Source organism: Bacteriovorax sp. HI3 (genome assembly GCF_059738875.1).
This window is the reverse complement of record NZ_AP026946.1, coordinates 317,896-333,051: the sequence shown is the minus strand read 5'-3', so window position 1 is coordinate 333,051 and position 15,156 is coordinate 317,896. Positions and strand designations below refer to the sequence as shown.

Annotated in this window: 14 protein-coding genes and 1 riboswitch; of the genes, 5 read left to right on the top strand and 9 right to left on the bottom strand. The window is 41.8% G+C overall.

The features are described from left to right. Position 1: 1 nt before the first annotated feature. Both metH and AC6JA8_RS01545 read left to right on the top strand, forming a co-directional pair. Positions 2–3,685, top strand: coding sequence for a methionine synthase (gene metH / locus AC6JA8_RS01550; RefSeq protein ID WP_497975455.1), 3,684 nt, complete (start codon positions 2–4; stop codon positions 3,683–3,685). Next, positions 3,672–4,139, top strand: coding sequence for a hypothetical protein (locus tag AC6JA8_RS01545; protein ID WP_497975454.1), 468 nt, complete (start codon positions 3,672–3,674; stop codon positions 4,137–4,139). Before metH ends, AC6JA8_RS01545 begins: the two co-directional genes overlap by 14 nt. A gap of 95 nt (positions 4,140–4,234) precedes the next feature. Here the strand turns inward: AC6JA8_RS01545 and AC6JA8_RS01540 are convergent, their stop codons facing one another. The 3 genes from AC6JA8_RS01540 to AC6JA8_RS01530 form a co-directional block, all read right to left on the bottom strand. After that, positions 4,235–4,447 carry a hypothetical protein gene (locus AC6JA8_RS01540; protein ID WP_158649518.1) on the bottom strand — a complete coding sequence of 71 codons (213 nt, stop codon included), beginning with the start codon at positions 4,445–4,447 and terminating at the stop codon, positions 4,235–4,237. Between the two features lie 127 nt (positions 4,448–4,574). Beyond that, a complete protein-coding gene (locus AC6JA8_RS01535; RefSeq protein ID WP_497975453.1) occupies positions 4,575–5,096 on the bottom strand; it encodes a hypothetical protein in 522 nt (173 codons plus the stop codon). 22 nt (positions 5,097–5,118) lie between these two features. Further along, positions 5,119–5,454 (bottom strand): hypothetical protein, encoded by a 336-nt coding sequence (locus AC6JA8_RS01530; protein WP_497975452.1) that lies wholly within the window; start codon positions 5,452–5,454, stop codon positions 5,119–5,121. Positions 5,455–5,603: 149 nt separating this feature from the next. On the opposite strand from AC6JA8_RS01530, the gene AC6JA8_RS01525 reads away from it, so the two are divergent. Continuing rightward, positions 5,604–6,383 carry an endonuclease/exonuclease/phosphatase family protein gene (locus tag AC6JA8_RS01525; RefSeq protein WP_497975451.1) on the top strand — a complete coding sequence of 260 codons (780 nt, stop codon included), beginning with the start codon at positions 5,604–5,606 and terminating at the stop codon, positions 6,381–6,383. On the opposite strand, the gene AC6JA8_RS01520 is transcribed toward AC6JA8_RS01525, so the two are convergent. Next, positions 6,354–7,262, bottom strand: a complete 909-nt coding sequence (locus tag AC6JA8_RS01520) for a phosphatidylserine decarboxylase (protein ID WP_497975450.1) — start codon at positions 7,260–7,262, stop codon at positions 6,354–6,356. The genes AC6JA8_RS01525 and AC6JA8_RS01520 overlap by 30 nt on opposite strands. Positions 7,263–7,331: 69 nt before the next feature. On the opposite strand from AC6JA8_RS01520, the gene AC6JA8_RS01515 reads away from it, so the two are divergent. Continuing rightward, positions 7,332–8,399 carry a S1C family serine protease gene (locus tag AC6JA8_RS01515; protein WP_497975449.1) on the top strand — a complete coding sequence of 356 codons (1,068 nt, stop codon included), beginning with the start codon at positions 7,332–7,334 and terminating at the stop codon, positions 8,397–8,399. Here the strand turns inward: AC6JA8_RS01515 and AC6JA8_RS01510 are convergent. Genes AC6JA8_RS01510 through AC6JA8_RS01500 form a run of 3 tightly spaced genes read right to left on the bottom strand, consistent with a single transcriptional unit; the run spans position 8,396 to position 11,129 of the window. Further along, the gene (locus AC6JA8_RS01510) at positions 8,396–9,109 is read right to left on the bottom strand and encodes an ABC transporter ATP-binding protein (RefSeq protein ID WP_497975448.1); all 714 of its coding nucleotides are present in this window, start codon (positions 9,107–9,109) and stop codon (positions 8,396–8,398) included. The genes AC6JA8_RS01515 and AC6JA8_RS01510 overlap by 4 nt on opposite strands. Then, a complete protein-coding gene (locus AC6JA8_RS01505) occupies positions 9,106–10,065 on the bottom strand; it encodes a FecCD family ABC transporter permease (protein WP_497975447.1) in 960 nt (319 codons plus the stop codon). The genes AC6JA8_RS01510 and AC6JA8_RS01505 overlap by 4 nt, the downstream gene beginning before the upstream one ends. Next, positions 10,062–11,129, bottom strand: coding sequence for an ABC transporter substrate-binding protein (locus tag AC6JA8_RS01500; RefSeq protein WP_497975446.1), 1,068 nt, complete (start codon positions 11,127–11,129; stop codon positions 10,062–10,064). The genes AC6JA8_RS01505 and AC6JA8_RS01500 overlap by 4 nt, the downstream gene beginning before the upstream one ends. A 73-nt stretch (positions 11,130–11,202) precedes the next feature. Continuing rightward, positions 11,203–11,277, top strand: a riboswitch (adenosylcobalamin-variant (AdoCbl-variant) riboswitch). 22 nt (positions 11,278–11,299) lie between these two features. Here AC6JA8_RS01500 and AC6JA8_RS01495 point away from each other — a divergent pair. Continuing rightward, a complete protein-coding gene (locus AC6JA8_RS01495) occupies positions 11,300–13,111 on the top strand; it encodes a TonB-dependent receptor plug domain-containing protein (RefSeq protein WP_497975445.1) in 1,812 nt (603 codons plus the stop codon). On the opposite strand, the gene AC6JA8_RS01490 is transcribed toward AC6JA8_RS01495, so the two are convergent. Both AC6JA8_RS01490 and AC6JA8_RS01485 read right to left on the bottom strand, forming a co-directional pair. Continuing rightward, positions 13,108–14,127, bottom strand: a complete 1,020-nt coding sequence (locus AC6JA8_RS01490) for an ABC transporter permease subunit (protein ID WP_497975444.1) — start codon at positions 14,125–14,127, stop codon at positions 13,108–13,110. The genes AC6JA8_RS01495 and AC6JA8_RS01490 overlap by 4 nt on opposite strands. Beyond that, positions 14,124–15,155, bottom strand: a complete 1,032-nt coding sequence (locus AC6JA8_RS01485) for an ABC transporter permease subunit (RefSeq protein WP_497975443.1) — start codon at positions 15,153–15,155, stop codon at positions 14,124–14,126. The genes AC6JA8_RS01490 and AC6JA8_RS01485 overlap by 4 nt, the downstream gene beginning before the upstream one ends. Position 15,156: the final 1 nt, after the last annotated feature.

Below are 15,156 nucleotides of genomic sequence, written 5' to 3'. Positions count from 1 at the left end.
TATGAAAAAACACCCTACGCTGATTGAACTTGAGAAGACCCTGCAAGAGAGAATTCTATTTCTCGATGGCGCTATGGGAACCATGATCCAAACTTACAAACTAAAAGAAGAAGACTTTAGAAAAGGTCACTTCGAAGACCATGCTGGCGACTTAAAAGGAAACAACGATCTTTTAAGCTTAACTCGCCCAGATGTCATTTATGCCATTCACATGAAATACCTGGAAGGTGGGGCCGATATTATCGAAACCAACACGTTCTCAGGAACAAAGATCGCACAAAAAGATTACGATCTTGAACATATCGTCTACAAGCTAAACTATGAATCGGCCAAGCTGGCCAAAAAAGCTTGCGATGATTTCATGGCCAAAAATCCAGGAAAGAAATGTTATGTTGCTGGTGCTCTAGGGCCAACGAACAGAACGCTCTCTCTTTCTCCTGATGTAAATAACCCGGCCTTCCGTGCTGTGACTTTTGATGAGTTAGTAGAGGACTACTATGAGCAAACAAAAGCACTAATTGAAGGTGGAGCTGACATTCTTCTGCCGGAAACAACTTTTGACACTCTCAATTTAAAAGCGGCGATCTTTGCCATTGAAAAATACCAGGAAGAAATCCAGACTAAACTTCCTCTGATGTTATCGGTGACAATCACTGATGCCAGCGGAAGAACTCTTTCAGGACAAACAGTAGAGGCCTTCTGGAACTCTGTTCGTCACGCAAGACCTCTTTCTGTCGGACTCAACTGCGCTCTTGGTGCTAAAGAAATGCGCCCATACCTAGAAGAGCTTTCGAATATTGCTGACTGTTTTGTGAGTTGTTACCCGAATGCCGGTCTTCCTAACCCACTTTCTCCTACCGGTTACGATGAAACACCTCTGATGACTGCCAAGTTCGTTGGTGAATTCGTCGATAGTGGATTTATCAATATCCTGGGTGGGTGTTGTGGAACAACTCCAGATCACATTGCTGCCATTGTTAATAAATGTCAGACGAAAAAGCCGAGAAAAAGAGCAGAAATCAAAAAAGCCACTAGGCTTTCTGGGTTAGAACCATTTACAATTGAACTTACACACAACAATCCCTTTTATATGGTCGGTGAACGCACAAACGTCACCGGCTCTCCTTTATTCGCCAAACTTATCAAAGCAGGAAATTTCGACGAAGGTCTCTCTGTCGCCCGCCAGCAAGTGGAAAACGGAGCAAACATTATCGATATCAACTTTGATGAAGGTCTTCTTGATTCAAAAGCATGCATGACTCACTTTTTGAATCTTGTGGCCAGTGAACCAGATATTGCCCGCGTTCCTATCATGATCGATTCTTCAAAATGGGAAGTTCTTGAAGCAGGATTAAAATGTCTTCAAGGAAAAGCAATTGTTAACTCAATTTCACTTAAAGAAGGTGAAGCTAAATTCTTAGAGCAAGCTCGCCTTATCCAGCGCTACGGAGCAGCTGTTGTTATCATGGCCTTCGATGAAAAAGGTCAAGCGGCAACAAAAGAAGAAAAAGTCAGTATCTGTAAACGTGCTTATGACTTACTTGTCACTAAGCTGGATTTCGATCCATGCGATATTATCTTCGACGCCAACATCTTAACGGTGGCCACAGGAATCGAGGAGCACAATTCTTACGGAGTCAATTTCATTGAAGCCGTGAGAGAAATTAAAAAAGTTTGCCCAGGTGCTTTAACCAGCGGTGGGGTTTCTAACTTGTCTTTCTCTTTTAGAGGAAACAATATTGTCCGCGAAGCTATTCACTCTGTGTTTTTATTTCACGCCATCAAAGCGGGATTAGACATGGGGATCGTCAACGCCGGAATGCTAGCTGTGTACGATGAAATTGATCCGGAACTAAAAGCAAAGTGTGAAGCGGTTGTTCTCAATCTTCACCCACACGCCACAGAAGAGCTTTTGGAGCTGGCAGAAAAATTAAAAAATCAAAAATCTGATAAAACCGAAACCAAAGTCGATGAATGGCGCAACTTCCCTTTAGAAGAGCGCATCTCTTATTCGATGGTGAAAGGTTTAGACCAATACATTGAAGAAGACACAGAAGAGGCGCGCAAAAAATTCGGTCGCCCGCTCAATGTTATTGAAGGTCCTTTAATGGACGGGATGAAAGTTGTCGGTGAGCTTTTTGGGGCCGGGAAAATGTTCCTTCCTCAGGTTGTTAAATCGGCGCGTGTTATGAAAAAAGCCGTGGCCTATCTTGAACCATTTATGGAGCAAGAAAAACTGGAAAACAAAAATGTACGCGAGCAAGGTGTCTTTGTTATCGCGACTGTTAAAGGTGACGTTCACGACATCGGAAAAAATATCGTTGGTGTTGTTTTAGCGTGTAACGGTTATAAAGTTATCGATCTGGGTGTTATGGTTTCAGCTCAAAAGATCCTCGATGTGGCGATTGAAAACAAAGCTGACATCATTGGTCTTTCGGGTCTGATCACTCCTTCACTTGATGAAATGATCCACGTGGCGAAAGAAATGGAACGCCAGGGATTTAAGACTCCACTTCTTATTGGTGGAGCGACAACCTCTAAGGCCCACACGGCCATTAAGATCTCTCCACACTACAATTCTCCCATCGCTCACGTTGGTGATGCTTCACTAGTTATTGAAGTGTGTACAAATCTCCTGTCCCCAGAGCGCCGTGGTGAATATGTAAAAAACCTAAACGAAAGCTTCCAAAAAATCAGAGAGAGACATGCCAATCAGTCTCAAGACAATGAACTGATCTCTTTAGAAGAAGCGCGTGCTCATTCATTTAAAACAAACTGGGAACAAGTTGAGATTGCAAAACCTTCTCGCGTCGGTGTTTTCACTCTGGATATTTCACTAGAAGAAGTTGTCCCTTATATCGACTGGTCTCCGTTCTTCTGGACGTGGGAACTAAAAGGGACTTACCCAAAAATCCTTGGCCATGCGACGTATGGGCAAGAAGCTCAAAAACTTTTCCATGATGCTCAAGTTCTGCTCAACAAAATTGTAAAAGAAAAAATCTTCTCACCGAAAGTGGCCATCGGTATTTTTAAGGCCTTTTCACAAGGTGATGATGTGATTGTGAATAACAACACAACTCTCCATTTCCTGCGTCAACAAAAAGAAAAAATCGGTGACGATGGAGTCTACTACTGCCTGGCTGATTTTATCGCACCAGAAGGTCACAACGACTATTTTGGCGGCTTTGTGGTCACCGCAGGTCATGAAGTTGAAGCTTTTGCTAAAACCTTCCAGGACAAGCAAGACGACTACTCATCAATCATGGTCAAGGCCATTGGTGATCGTTTAGCTGAGGCCCTGGCAGAGCTAGCGCATAAAAAAGTCCGCGATATCTTCGGCTATGGGTTAAATGAAAATTTATCCAACGAAGACTTGATCAAAGAAAAATACCGTGGAGTCCGCCCGGCACCAGGTTACCCAGCTTGTCCTGATCACACTGAAAAAGAAATCCTGTGGAATCTTTTAAACGCTAACGAACTTACAGGCGTTACATTAACAGAAAACTTTGCGATGAATCCGCCAAGCTCTGTTTCTGGTTTCTATTTCAATCACCCAGAGGCCCGCTACTTTAATGTAGGAAGCATCGGTGAAGATCAAAGTGAAGACTACGCAAAAAGAAAAAATGAATCTCGCACTTATGTCGAGAAGTGGCTTGCGCCCAATTTAGGATATGAACCAAAATAATCCGCCGAAAAAAATATTCAGGACTTTGGAAGACGTTATCACTGAAAAAGGTGAAGACTGGCGAAAGACACTCGATTACGCCCGCCAGACGGTTCCAGAAAAATTTCTCTCTGATAGAAACCTGATTCGCTTAACCAAAGGTGCTGCAACCATTCCTCAAACTGAACTCATGGTGAAACTTTTATACCAAGACAGCAAAGAGCGTCCGGTGGGTATTCCTGGCATCGATCTTTTTTTTAAAGTGGTCGATCATTCCAACTATTCTCTTGGGGCATGGCTTGCGGCCGTTACTTTTTTCAATGACTGGCTTACAGAGCAAAACCGCACAACCTCATTTCAAAAAATGCTCGGCTATCTTCAATGCTGTGAAGAATCTCCTGAGAACAAAGACATCGATCATAGGTTTTTGGACTTAGTAGAAGACATGCTGAAGACACATGGATACGTAGGATAAGATTAAAAAAAGTTTGAACCGGTAGAAATAAAAAAGGCCCCTTTCGGAGCCTTTTTTATATTAGTAAAACACTCTTACGAGTGGTTAATAACTAATTAGTGAGCTGGAGCAGCTTCTGCAGCTGGAGCAGCTTCTGCAGCTGGTGCAGCTTCTGCAGTTGGAGCAGCTTCTGTAGCTGGAGCTTCAGTAGCTGGAGCAGCTTCAGTAGTAGCAGCTGGTGCAGTTTCAGTAGTAGTTGCTTCTTCTTTTTTTGAGCAACCGAAAGATACAGCAGATACAACAAGAGCAAGAACTAATAATTTTTTCATCTCAAATCTCCTAAGTTTCGTTTAGATGATGACGTGTTACCGTGCACAATAATGATTACTAAATTTATATTACTTTTGCTGTATCGAAGTCAACTGTCTTTCTTAAAAAAGTTAAAAATATTTTAATCTAAACTGCCTGCAAAACTCCCTCAATTAAATCCGAGTAGTGAGATAATCCCCAGACCACTACACGCTGTTCACAGGTTTTTTCCCTCTGAGGATGGTATTTTCTCGCCTCTTTCACTCCATTGAAAAAACCTTCCAGCGTTGCCATATGGGATTTTAGAATCAACTCCTCTTCTCTTGTTAACCAGACCTTTTGGATTTTAAGTTGTGGCCCATTTTGAGAAGAAGGCTGAGTTTCTTTTTTAAAATACTGATTCACTAAAGAAGAGAAGATTTCTCGGGCCTCTTCTTTGACGTTTTCTTTCCTATTCACTTCACTTAACCATTCGAAACAATGGTCTTTATCGATGGAATAAATCCCACTTCGATAACGAACCATGTTCCTCATGAGTAAATTCGGCAGAATGTTTAACAACAATCCATGGCTTAAATTCGTATCAATTTCAATCTCTTGGATGTTCTTTTCCTTTTTAGAAAGCGATTCAATCACCATTCTTTCAATCATTAAAAGTCCGTCGCTCATTGTATTTCCCCCCGTGCGTTAATTAAGCTGTTAATGTGTCGGAAGTGGCCGATTTCTGAACCTGAATGAGTTTCCAAACTTCCAGTTTTCTTTTTAGGAATTGCTCCAAATCCTTGATGGCATCCGGGCTTAAACGAAGTGAGCATTCAAAGGCAATCGCCTCAATTCCATCAGTTAATCCCATTTTCTCTTTCACTTTTTTATTAAAAATCTGGTACTCCGAAAGCTTCATCGTGCTGCCGTTAAAAAGCCTGAAAACTCGGGTGATTTGAATCCCAGTGTCCTCGGAAATTTTCTTTAAAGTTGGTTTGCCATTTAAAAGCACATACTGATTTAAAATCGTTTTCTGTAAGTCCATTGTCCCTCCCTTTTTGCCTGACTCCTAAAGCAGGGGGTGTGCCAAGGCTTTTGATGGGATAACGTCATGAAATCAGGCCATAAGGAGGGGCCTTGAGAGAGAATCATGTTCTCATATAAGAATGTTCTGTTCTAAAATAAGAACAATTTATGAAACTCAAAATACTCTCGTCCAACATTCGTTTTTCCAATCCCGCTGATGGAGTCCACAACTGGGAAGCCCGCATGCCTCTTTTGGTAAAACTCTACCAGGATTTTAAACCGGACATTTTGGGAACTCAGGAAGGCAGAATTGGGCAACTAAAAGAATTAGACGATGCCCTTCCTGAACTTGTTTTAGTGGACTCTCACAGAAACTGGATTGATGAGCGCATGTACCCGTGTCTGTTTGTGAATCCCAAAACGGTGAAAGTTGAAAAATCCGGAGACATTTGGCTTTCGGAAACCCCTCATACCCCGGGATCGAGTTCTTTCCAAAGTATGTTCCCCAGGCTTTGCACTTGGGCAGATGTAACTTTTCTTGAAAATGGCCACCAGATGATCATCATCAATACCCACCTGGATCACGTTAAGAGTGAGACCAGGCAACAGCAAATTGAAGTCCTGATCAAAGAGATCAAATCGCAAAGCTCGCGCGAGGTGATTATTATGGGGGATTTTAATGAATCACCAACAACAGCACTTCAGGATACTCTAGTTAAAAGTTTTAATTTAAAAGATCCGTGGAAAGAAAAGAAACTTCCCGAGGAAACCAGTCATCATAGTTTCCTCGGTGATAAAATGCCTGAAGGCGATCGCATTGATTGGATTTTAATTCCGAAGAGTTTTAGTTGCGAAGATATCCGTCTGGTAAAAACAACAAGCGCTGAGGGACTCTTTCCCTCTGACCACTACCCGCTTTTAGCAACGGTCAGCGACACTCATTCCTAAATGAAGATAGGTCTCCATTCCTTTTTTAGTATTGGCCAGAATGTCTGCGCTTGGTTTCCATTTTCCTTTTTCACCAACGACAATCACTGTTGAGCCACCAAAAAGGAAATAACCTTTTTCCTCTCCGCGAGCGAACTCTCTACCTTTATCTAAAGGTTTTGACTGGATGATTTTTCCGACACAGATTGCTCCTACTTCAATGTAGGCTAGTTTTCCGAAATTCTTTGTTTCAAGAATCGTGACGTGTCTTTCATTCGTGATCAGAATATCTTCTTTTGATTTTAGCGCTAATGGATTTACTGAGTGGTAAAGCCCAGAGACGCGGTAATCATCGACAATTTTTCCATCATCAGGGAAATGGTAGCGGTGATAATCTACCGGGCAAAGCCTGGCTAAAAGTAGTGGCCCGTCTTCAAAAGTCGATTCCCATTTGCTGTTAGCGATTAACGCTTTTGGTTTTAAGTTGTGCCCTTTGACAGGAACAGTTTCGTTATCCAGAACACTCTCATAGCCGTAATAACGGGCTTCACTAAAAGCTGCCATCTCAGATGGATTCTCTACAATTGGACGCTTTCCTGGGCGAAAACGGCGGATAAAAAACTGATTAAAAGTTGAGTAAGGAGATTGTTCAGTTCTTCCGTCTTCAGGAAGGTAATCATCCATTTGAATCTGGAATTTTTTAATAAACGGTGCAACTTTTTGCTGACTTAAAGGTAAGTCTTGTAAGGCCCCATAAAATTTACTGATTGGCGCTTTGCAAACAAGGTGAGAAAGGCCTTTTCCACTTGGAGATTCGTAAAGCCACTCAATAAATTTATCTCCATAAACCATTTCGTGATCTACTTTACCCGTTACGCGGTTGTAAAACTTAATTTCCACCTTAACCCCTTGCTCAAAATGCCTTCCGGGATTATATCTATAGAGTACATTCCATGCAAGGAGGAGTTCATGCGTAAGTTAAGTCTTTTAGTTGTTCTAACTATGGCTTTAGCTGTCCCTGCGTATTCACAGCAAAATGCCAAAAAAGAAGCGGCCATGCTTCTGGACAACGAAAAAAATTCTATTAGCGTTTTCCAAAATACGGCCGATTCTGTCGTCAACGTTTCCAATTTAAAAAAAACCCGCGCCATGTTTGATATGGACGCTACCGAAGTTCAGGCCGGAATGGGCTCGGGACTTGTTTGGGACACAACTGGACACATCGTCACTAACTATCACGTTGTCGATGGTGGAGACTCTTTCACTGTGGCCTTTAGGGAAGACCAGAAACAATACAAAGCAAAGCTAGTTGGTGGCGATCCAAAAAACGATATCGCTGTTTTAAAATTACTTGAGCTTCCAAAAAATTTAAAACCAATCGTCCCAGGTGACTCAAGAACATTGCTGGTTGGACAAAAAACTCTGGCGATCGGAAATCCACTTGGACTTGATCACACACTAACCACTGGATCTGTTTCTGCTCTTGGAAGAAAGATTAAAGGTTTTGGTGGCGTTTCCATCAACGGAATGATTCAGACAGATGCTTCGATTAACCCAGGTAACTCTGGTGGAGCTCTGCTTGATTCTCAAGGAAGACTGATTGGAATGAACGCGATGATTTACAATGCCGGAGGAGCTGGGGCTTCTGCTGGTCTTGGTTTTGCTATTCCTGTAGCAATTATCAAAGACATCGTTCCACAAATCATTCAATACGGACGTGTCATTCGCCCTGGTCTTGGAGTCGCTATTCTTGAAGATTACTACGCTGCCCGCTTTGGTCTGCGCGAAGGTGTCATGGTGAAATTTGTCGATCCAAAAGGTCCAGCTTCAAAGGCAGGACTTCAAGGAATCACTCGCGATCGTTTCGGCCAGTACTACATTGGTGACATTATTGTTGGAATCAACTCTGATTCAATTAAAAGCTACGACGATCTTTATTCGACAGTTAACAAATATAAAATTGGCGATAAAGTAAAAGTGAAAATCGTCAGAGACGGAAAAGAAAGAACCATTGATGTAACGTTAGTACAAATTTAAAGATTAAAATTCTTAGCCAAAAGCCCCGAGCGATTCATTTCCTCGGGGCTTTTTTTATGAAGCACACCTTGGGAATCAACCAGCCAGATTTGATCAACGATATTTTCAACCAAGCTTAGATCATGGGTGCTAAAAAGCACACCGACGCATTTATCCAGGCTCACCGATCTTAAAATTTTCATCAATTCAATCTTTGAAGGAATATCTAAATAAGTTGTTGGCTCATCTAAGAACAAGTAATCCGGAGTCTGCACCAGTGCGCGCGCAAGCAGTGCTCTTTGTTTTTGTCCGTCACTTAAATCAGAAAAAAACCTGTCGGTAATAGATTCGATATTAAGCATTTTAATGATGTCATTTACAGCAGCTTTGTCTTCTGCTGCAACTTCTCCCCAGAAGTTAGTGTAAGGAGATCTGCCCAGCATAATGAGCTCAGAAACGCGTAAATAATCGACCTGAACCCTATCGGTTAAGACCACTGAGATTTTTTTGGCGAGGTCTAATTCAGAATAAGTTGAAAAAGGTTTTTCATCTAAAGACAGCTCGCCTTTAATAAGCGGATTTAAACCCGTAATCGTTTTTAAAAAGCAGCTCTTCCCTACGCCATTGATTCCCATGAGGGCAATCAAGTCCCCTTTTCTCAGCTCTCCTGTAAGTTCGGCCAGAACTGTTTTATGGTTAAAGCCAACCGAGAGATTGTTAAATGTAATCATACAACTCTCCTGTCGCGGTAAAGATAGAGAGCAATCACCGGAGCACCGATTAAACCTAAAATGGAATTTGTTGCCAGTGAGTATTCACTGGTAAAAATAAGAATTAATTCCGTGAAAAGTGCCAGAGAACTTCCGACAAAAAACACCGCTGGCATCACCAGGCGGATATCACTTCTTTTCATAAAAGTGCGGGCAATGTGAGGAGCAATGATTCCAATAAACCCAATCGGGCCACAGTAAGCAGTGACGATGGCCACTAAAAATGAACACACTAAAATGAGAATTGTTTTAAAGCGTTTTACGTCTACACCCATGCTACGAGCATAGTTTTCGCCGATAATAAATTGGTTAAGCCCCTTTGGAAGAATGGCCAGGAAAACTAACCCTAGAAGTCCAAAGCCAACAAAATATGGAAGCTCTTCAATTGCCACTCCCTGAAAACTTCCCATCGACCACATTAAGAAGTTTTTTACCTGAAGACTTGGAGTCATATTCACTAGCACACTGATAAAGCTTGCCGTAAAACTTGCAATTAAAAGCCCAAGAATCAAAAGACTGATGCGGTTAATATTCTTTCTGACTAAAAAAGTTAAAAGAAGGAAAACACTCAAAGCACCCAACATCGCCATCAGCGTCTGACTAAAAGGCGCAATTCCCGCTGGTAAAAATGAAGCCCCCATAATAGCGATGGCCACACCTAAACACGAACCGGCGTTGATTCCTAAAAGATCAGGTCCCGCTAATGGGTTTTGGAAAAACACTTGTAAGAGAAGTCCTGATCCGGCAAGCATTCCTCCGGCCATAAGGGCCACGATAATCTTAGGAAAGCGTAGCTGCCATAAAAGCAAATCGTCTTGGACATTAAATCCGGCCTCTCCATAAACCAAAAGGATCGCAGCTAAAAGCACGGTGATCAGAAAAAAACTAAAAATGGTGACTAAGGGTCTGCTGTTCATTTCAGCTCCTTATACCAGATTGTTTTTTCATTGGGCAATTGAGAAGGATGCATTATTGCAAAGAAATCTTTAATAAGAAGATCAGGACGGGCCACACCTGTTTCCCAGAAATCACTAAAGCCATACTGATTTATAAGTTTTGTATTATTAAAGAGAGGAACATCCTGGAATTTTTTATAGCGCGAGTCTTTTCTCATGCCCTTAGCATCTTCCCAAGTATTCTGTGAAAACCAGAAGTCTGGTCTTTCATTGATCTTTAAAACTTTTTCCAGAGAGACATACTGAGTCTGGTTACTATCGCTCTTTAGCAGAAGCTCTCCTCCGGCATCATTGATAATGATCGCTAGGTCACTCGTGCCACCACATGTAGACCATTTTCCACTTTGAATATCGCCAACCAGGATTTTGGATTTTTTAAGCCCAATAGCTTGCTTTTTAAATTCATTGTAACTTGTTTTGATTTTATTAAAGAGCTCTTGGGCCTCTTTATCTTTTTCAAAAAAGACAGCTTCAAAAACAATCCACTCAGCTCTCGCCAAAGGATGTTTTTCTTCAAAGTCATAATTAAGAACAATGGGGATTTTTAACTTTCTTAATTGTTTTACTCTCTCCACTCCTGCATTGGCAGAATAGGCCATGACCAGGTCAGGTTTAAGAGAAAAAAGCTCTTCAGGATTCATTTGGTAATTAATCTCTTTAATTTTTTGCGACCTAATTTTGTCGTTAAAGATATAACGGCTTCCTTGAAACCCAACTAAAGTGTGCTCGAGATTAAAGGCCGAGAGAAAATATAAATGTGTCGTTGAAGAGGAAACAAATCTTTTTGTTTTAGATGTCAGCACCGCCAGATTCGTTTCACATTTGAGTGGAGCGTCTGCAACAATATAGCGCTCAAGCGAAGGCGCCTTTCCTGCATCTACAATTTTATAGTTATCATAGTAAGCAATGGTGAAATATTCAGCGTAAGCTGGTTTATAAACCTTAAGTGGTCTGGCTGCTTCACAATCGGCAGCGTGGGCCTTAATTGAAAGGGCCAGAATAAAAATGAAACAATAAAACTTCATTTAAAAAGTCTAAGGCCCCTCATTTTTATTGTAAAGTGTCCTCCTTTCCCTATAATAGAGGCAAGCTCAATGAAGAATAAGAAGTAGTGAAGTTTGGTGAGATTCCAACGCTGTCCCGCAACGGTAAAGCCCGATCCCTTTTTATTCCCTTATTCACCCGTGGAGGAACTATGCTTGGAAAAATCACGCACGCATCTCTTATTGCCTTTTTAGCCTCGCACGCAGCATTCGCTGGCGATGACATCATCGTTACTGCCGATAGAATTAAAAGTACTCTTGAAAAATCACCTTCCGATATTAAAGTGTTCGAAAAAGATGAAATCAAAAAGGCTTCTTCAATAGTTGAACTCCTTTCAAGAGAATCAGACCTAACATTATCACAATCGGGGCCAGTGGGTGGAAACACCAGCCTTTTCCTGCGCGGAACTGAGTCCTCTCAAGTGCTAGTGGTTATTGATGGTATTGTCATGAATGACCCCAGTAATCCGACTCGCCAGTTTGATTTAGGAAGATTGAGTTTAAATAATATTGAGCGCGTAGAAATTCTAAAGGGGTCGCAAGGTCTTCTTTATGGATCAAATGCTATTGGTGGCGTTCTCGTTATTACAACTAAAAAAGGTTCCGATAAACTTAGTGGGTCTGGATTTGTTGATTACGGAACTCACAACACTCTTAATGCTGGAGTCAATGCTCAGAAAAAATTCAACCAGACATCAGTGAGTTTTGGAGCTGACCATTTAAAGACAACTGGCTTTTCAGCGGCTAATGACTCTCGCAATCCCAACGCTGAAAAAGACGGAGAAAAACGAACCACTCTTTCGGCCGCTCTTGCTCAAACTATTTCGAGTGGGGAATTCAACCTGAATTACCGCTACGTCAATGACGAAGTCGACCTGGATAAAGGCGGTGGGGCCGGTGAAGATGATCCAAACGACTCCCAATTTACTGAGCAAAAATTTATGAAGGCCGGATACACTCAAACCTGGTCATCAGGGGAAACATCCCTGAACCTGACTCGCTCTGAGCATCACCGCACTCTAAATGTTAGAAGCGACAGCAAACACACGGCGGCTTCATCAACGACAACTAAAGGTGAAATTAACGGCGTAGCTCTTAATCACACTCAGTATCTCAATGACTTCTTCACGCAGAACTACAACTTCGATTACCAGCATGAAGAAGACCAAAAGAAAAATACTAACGAAAATTTCAGTTTCTTTTTATACAACCGCCTGGAGTTTGGCCCGGCCGTGGCCAATGCCGGAATCCGCTTGGACAGCAATCAATCCTTCGGTGAGCATGTCACATATAAAATTGCCCTCATGCACTTTTTTACTCACTTCAACCTGAAGATGGCCTATTCAACTGGTTTTAGAGCACCAAGCTTAAATCAACTACACGATCCTACTTATGGAAATAAAAACTTAAGCCCGGAAGAAAGCCAGACAGCTGAAATTGGATTTGAAGTTCCGGTCACTGAAAACGGTAAGTATATTGGGACTCTTTTTTACACTGATATCAAAAACCGTTTAAGTTATGACCCGGTCACTTTTGTTAACCAAAACAGAGGCACGGCCAGAATCATCGGAGTTGAAAATTCTTTTGCCGCTAAATTGACGGAAGATTTAAGCTCAAATACGTCCGTCACCTGGCTTTCTGCCCGAGATATGACAGCGAAGAAAAAACTCGCCAGACGCCCAAATATCAATGTTAAAACTTCAGTAGACTTTGCTCCTTCCAATAAAGAATTAGTCAGTGTTGAGGGGGATTTCACAGGTAAAAGAAGCGATGTCGATAACCTTGGAAACACGGTTAACATGCCATCGTACCTGATTTTCAATTTGCGATATGAAAGAGAATTCAGGGCCAACACTTCTATTTACCTGAAAGTGAAAAACCTGCTCGATAGAGACTACGAAGAAGTCTACGGCTATGGAACAGGTGGAAGAATTGCTTCTGTTGGACTTAGATACGTTTTCTAAGTCATGTTCGGGTCCATTGCATCTCTAACTCCCTGACCGATTAGGTTCAGGAGTGTAAGAACAATGAAGAGCGCCAGTGACGGGTAGAACGCTAACCACCATGCGATGGTATAGTTTTTCTGAGCTTGTGCCAGAAGTTCTCCCCAACTTGGCGTTGGAACCTGAAGACCAAACCCCAGGTAATCAAGAGCTGCAAGACCTACGATTTCAGCCGCGATCGTAAACGGCGCAAACGTGATAATCGGAGTTAATGAGTTCGGCAGAATGTGCTTAAAGATGATCTTCATATTTGAAGCCCCAAGAGACTTGGCCGCTTCAACGAATTCGCGGTTTCTGTTTTTTAGGAACTCACCACGCACGTAGTATGAAATGTTAATCCATGCAAACACGCATGAAATCAGAATCAGCATTCCCAGAGAAGGAGTGAAGATTGAAATAAGAATGATAAGAAGGAAAAACTGAGGAACAGTACTTAGGACCTCAACAATCCTCTGGCCGATGAAATCTACTTTCCCGCCGAAGAATCCCATCACTCCACCAAGAATTGTCCCGATAGAAAGTGAGATAAACCAAACAGCAACAGCATAAGAGATACTGTATTTAAATCCATAAAGCAGTCGAGTAAATACGTCACGTCCGCGGTCATCTGTTCCAAAGATATTTGTTTCAGATGGAGCCGACGGATAAGAGTCTACTTTTGAGTTACTTTCAAACGGGTCCCATTGAACAATTGGCCATAAAGCATAATCGCCCTTGCCCATTTGTAGAGCGCGGTAATCCACATCAAGAGCATCAGTGATCCCGAAGTCAGAGGCATTATAATCCTTGAAGATTGGGAAATAAGTCGTTCCATGATAACTGATCATCAGTGGACGGCTATTGGCGATGAATGGTGAAAAGAAAGTTGCTAGAATTAAAAAGACTAAAACAAACGATGAGATCATCGCTGATTTACTTTTTTTGAAAATCTTCCAACGTTTACGAGTTAGTTCATTAGTCATGTAACGTTCGATCATTTGAAATCAATCCTTGGGTCAACAGCAATGTAAGCTAAATCGCTGATCAGGTTTCCAACTAACATGAGCACACTCTGAATAAAGATCAGACCCATGATAACGTTATAATCTCTCTGAAGGATTGATTTATAACTTAGAAGCCCCATTCCATCTAACTGGAAAATACTTTCCAGAAGAAGAGAACCAACGAAGAAAACTGAAATAAATCCACCGATACCCGTTACGATTGGGATCAATGCATTTCTTAGTGCGTGCTTTAGGAAAACCACTTTTTCAGGAACACCTTTGGCACGGGCAGTACGAATGTAGTCCTTTTTAATTTCATCCAGAAGCGAGTTTTTCATTAGCATAGTTAGAACTGTGAAAGATCCAATCATGTAACAAATGAGCGGCAGGATAAAGTGGTGAACGCGGTCGACGATTTTTCCCCAAAGAGTCAGATCGTAGTAATTGTCAGAGTAAAGTTCCCCCATCGGAAACCAGTTGTAGAATCCCCCACCCGCAAAATAAACGATGAGGAGAATCGCTAGCATAAAGCCCGGGATCGAATAGAAGACAAAGAGGAGAAAACTGGAAACATAATCAAAAGCTGTTCCGTGCTTTACTGCCTTAATAACCCCTAAGACTACACACACCAAATAAGACATGATCAGGGAAACAACTCCGAACTGCAGAGACACTGGAAGCTTGCTGGTAATAACATCAAGTACAGGCTCTTCGTAAGTAAAGCTCTCACCGAAATCAAGTTTGGCGATATTCTTCAGCCAGATCCAGTAACGGATATGTACCGGCTTATCGAATCCATATTGTTTTTTAAGGGCCTCAATAACCTCTTCAGAAACTGCGCTACTTTTTGAGTTGTCGCCGTTACTTCTGCCTTCGTTCCCCATTCCACCGAATTTCATTTGCTGAATTCGCTGTTCAATTGGGCTTCCGGGAGCAAGGTTAATGATAACGAATGTGACCAGAGTGATCCCGAGCAAGGTCGGGATCATGATCAGTAATCTTTTTAAGATATAAGTAAACAAG

Coding starts and splice junctions, on each gene's coding strand:
- metH (WP_497975455.1), top strand. CDS start 2: ATGAAAAAACACCCTACGCTGATTGAACTTGAGAAGACCCTGCAAGAG.
- AC6JA8_RS01545 (WP_497975454.1), top strand. CDS start 3,672: ATGAACCAAAATAATCCGCCGAAAAAAATATTCAGGACTTTGGAAGAC.
- AC6JA8_RS01540 (WP_158649518.1), bottom strand. CDS start 4,447: ATGAAAAAATTATTAGTTCTTGCTCTTGTTGTATCTGCTGTATCTTTC.
- AC6JA8_RS01535 (WP_497975453.1), bottom strand. CDS start 5,096: ATGAGCGACGGACTTTTAATGATTGAAAGAATGGTGATTGAATCGCTT.
- AC6JA8_RS01530 (WP_497975452.1), bottom strand. CDS start 5,454: ATGGACTTACAGAAAACGATTTTAAATCAGTATGTGCTTTTAAATGGC.
- AC6JA8_RS01525 (WP_497975451.1), top strand. CDS start 5,604: ATGAAACTCAAAATACTCTCGTCCAACATTCGTTTTTCCAATCCCGCT.
- AC6JA8_RS01515 (WP_497975449.1), top strand. CDS start 7,332: ATGCGTAAGTTAAGTCTTTTAGTTGTTCTAACTATGGCTTTAGCTGTC.
- AC6JA8_RS01510 (WP_497975448.1), bottom strand. CDS start 9,109: ATGATTACATTTAACAATCTCTCGGTTGGCTTTAACCATAAAACAGTT.
- AC6JA8_RS01505 (WP_497975447.1), bottom strand. CDS start 10,065: ATGAACAGCAGACCCTTAGTCACCATTTTTAGTTTTTTTCTGATCACC.
- AC6JA8_RS01500 (WP_497975446.1), bottom strand. CDS start 11,129: ATGAAGTTTTATTGTTTCATTTTTATTCTGGCCCTTTCAATTAAGGCC.
- AC6JA8_RS01495 (WP_497975445.1), top strand. CDS start 11,300: ATGCTTGGAAAAATCACGCACGCATCTCTTATTGCCTTTTTAGCCTCG.
- AC6JA8_RS01490 (WP_497975444.1), bottom strand. CDS start 14,127: ATGATCGAACGTTACATGACTAATGAACTAACTCGTAAACGTTGGAAG.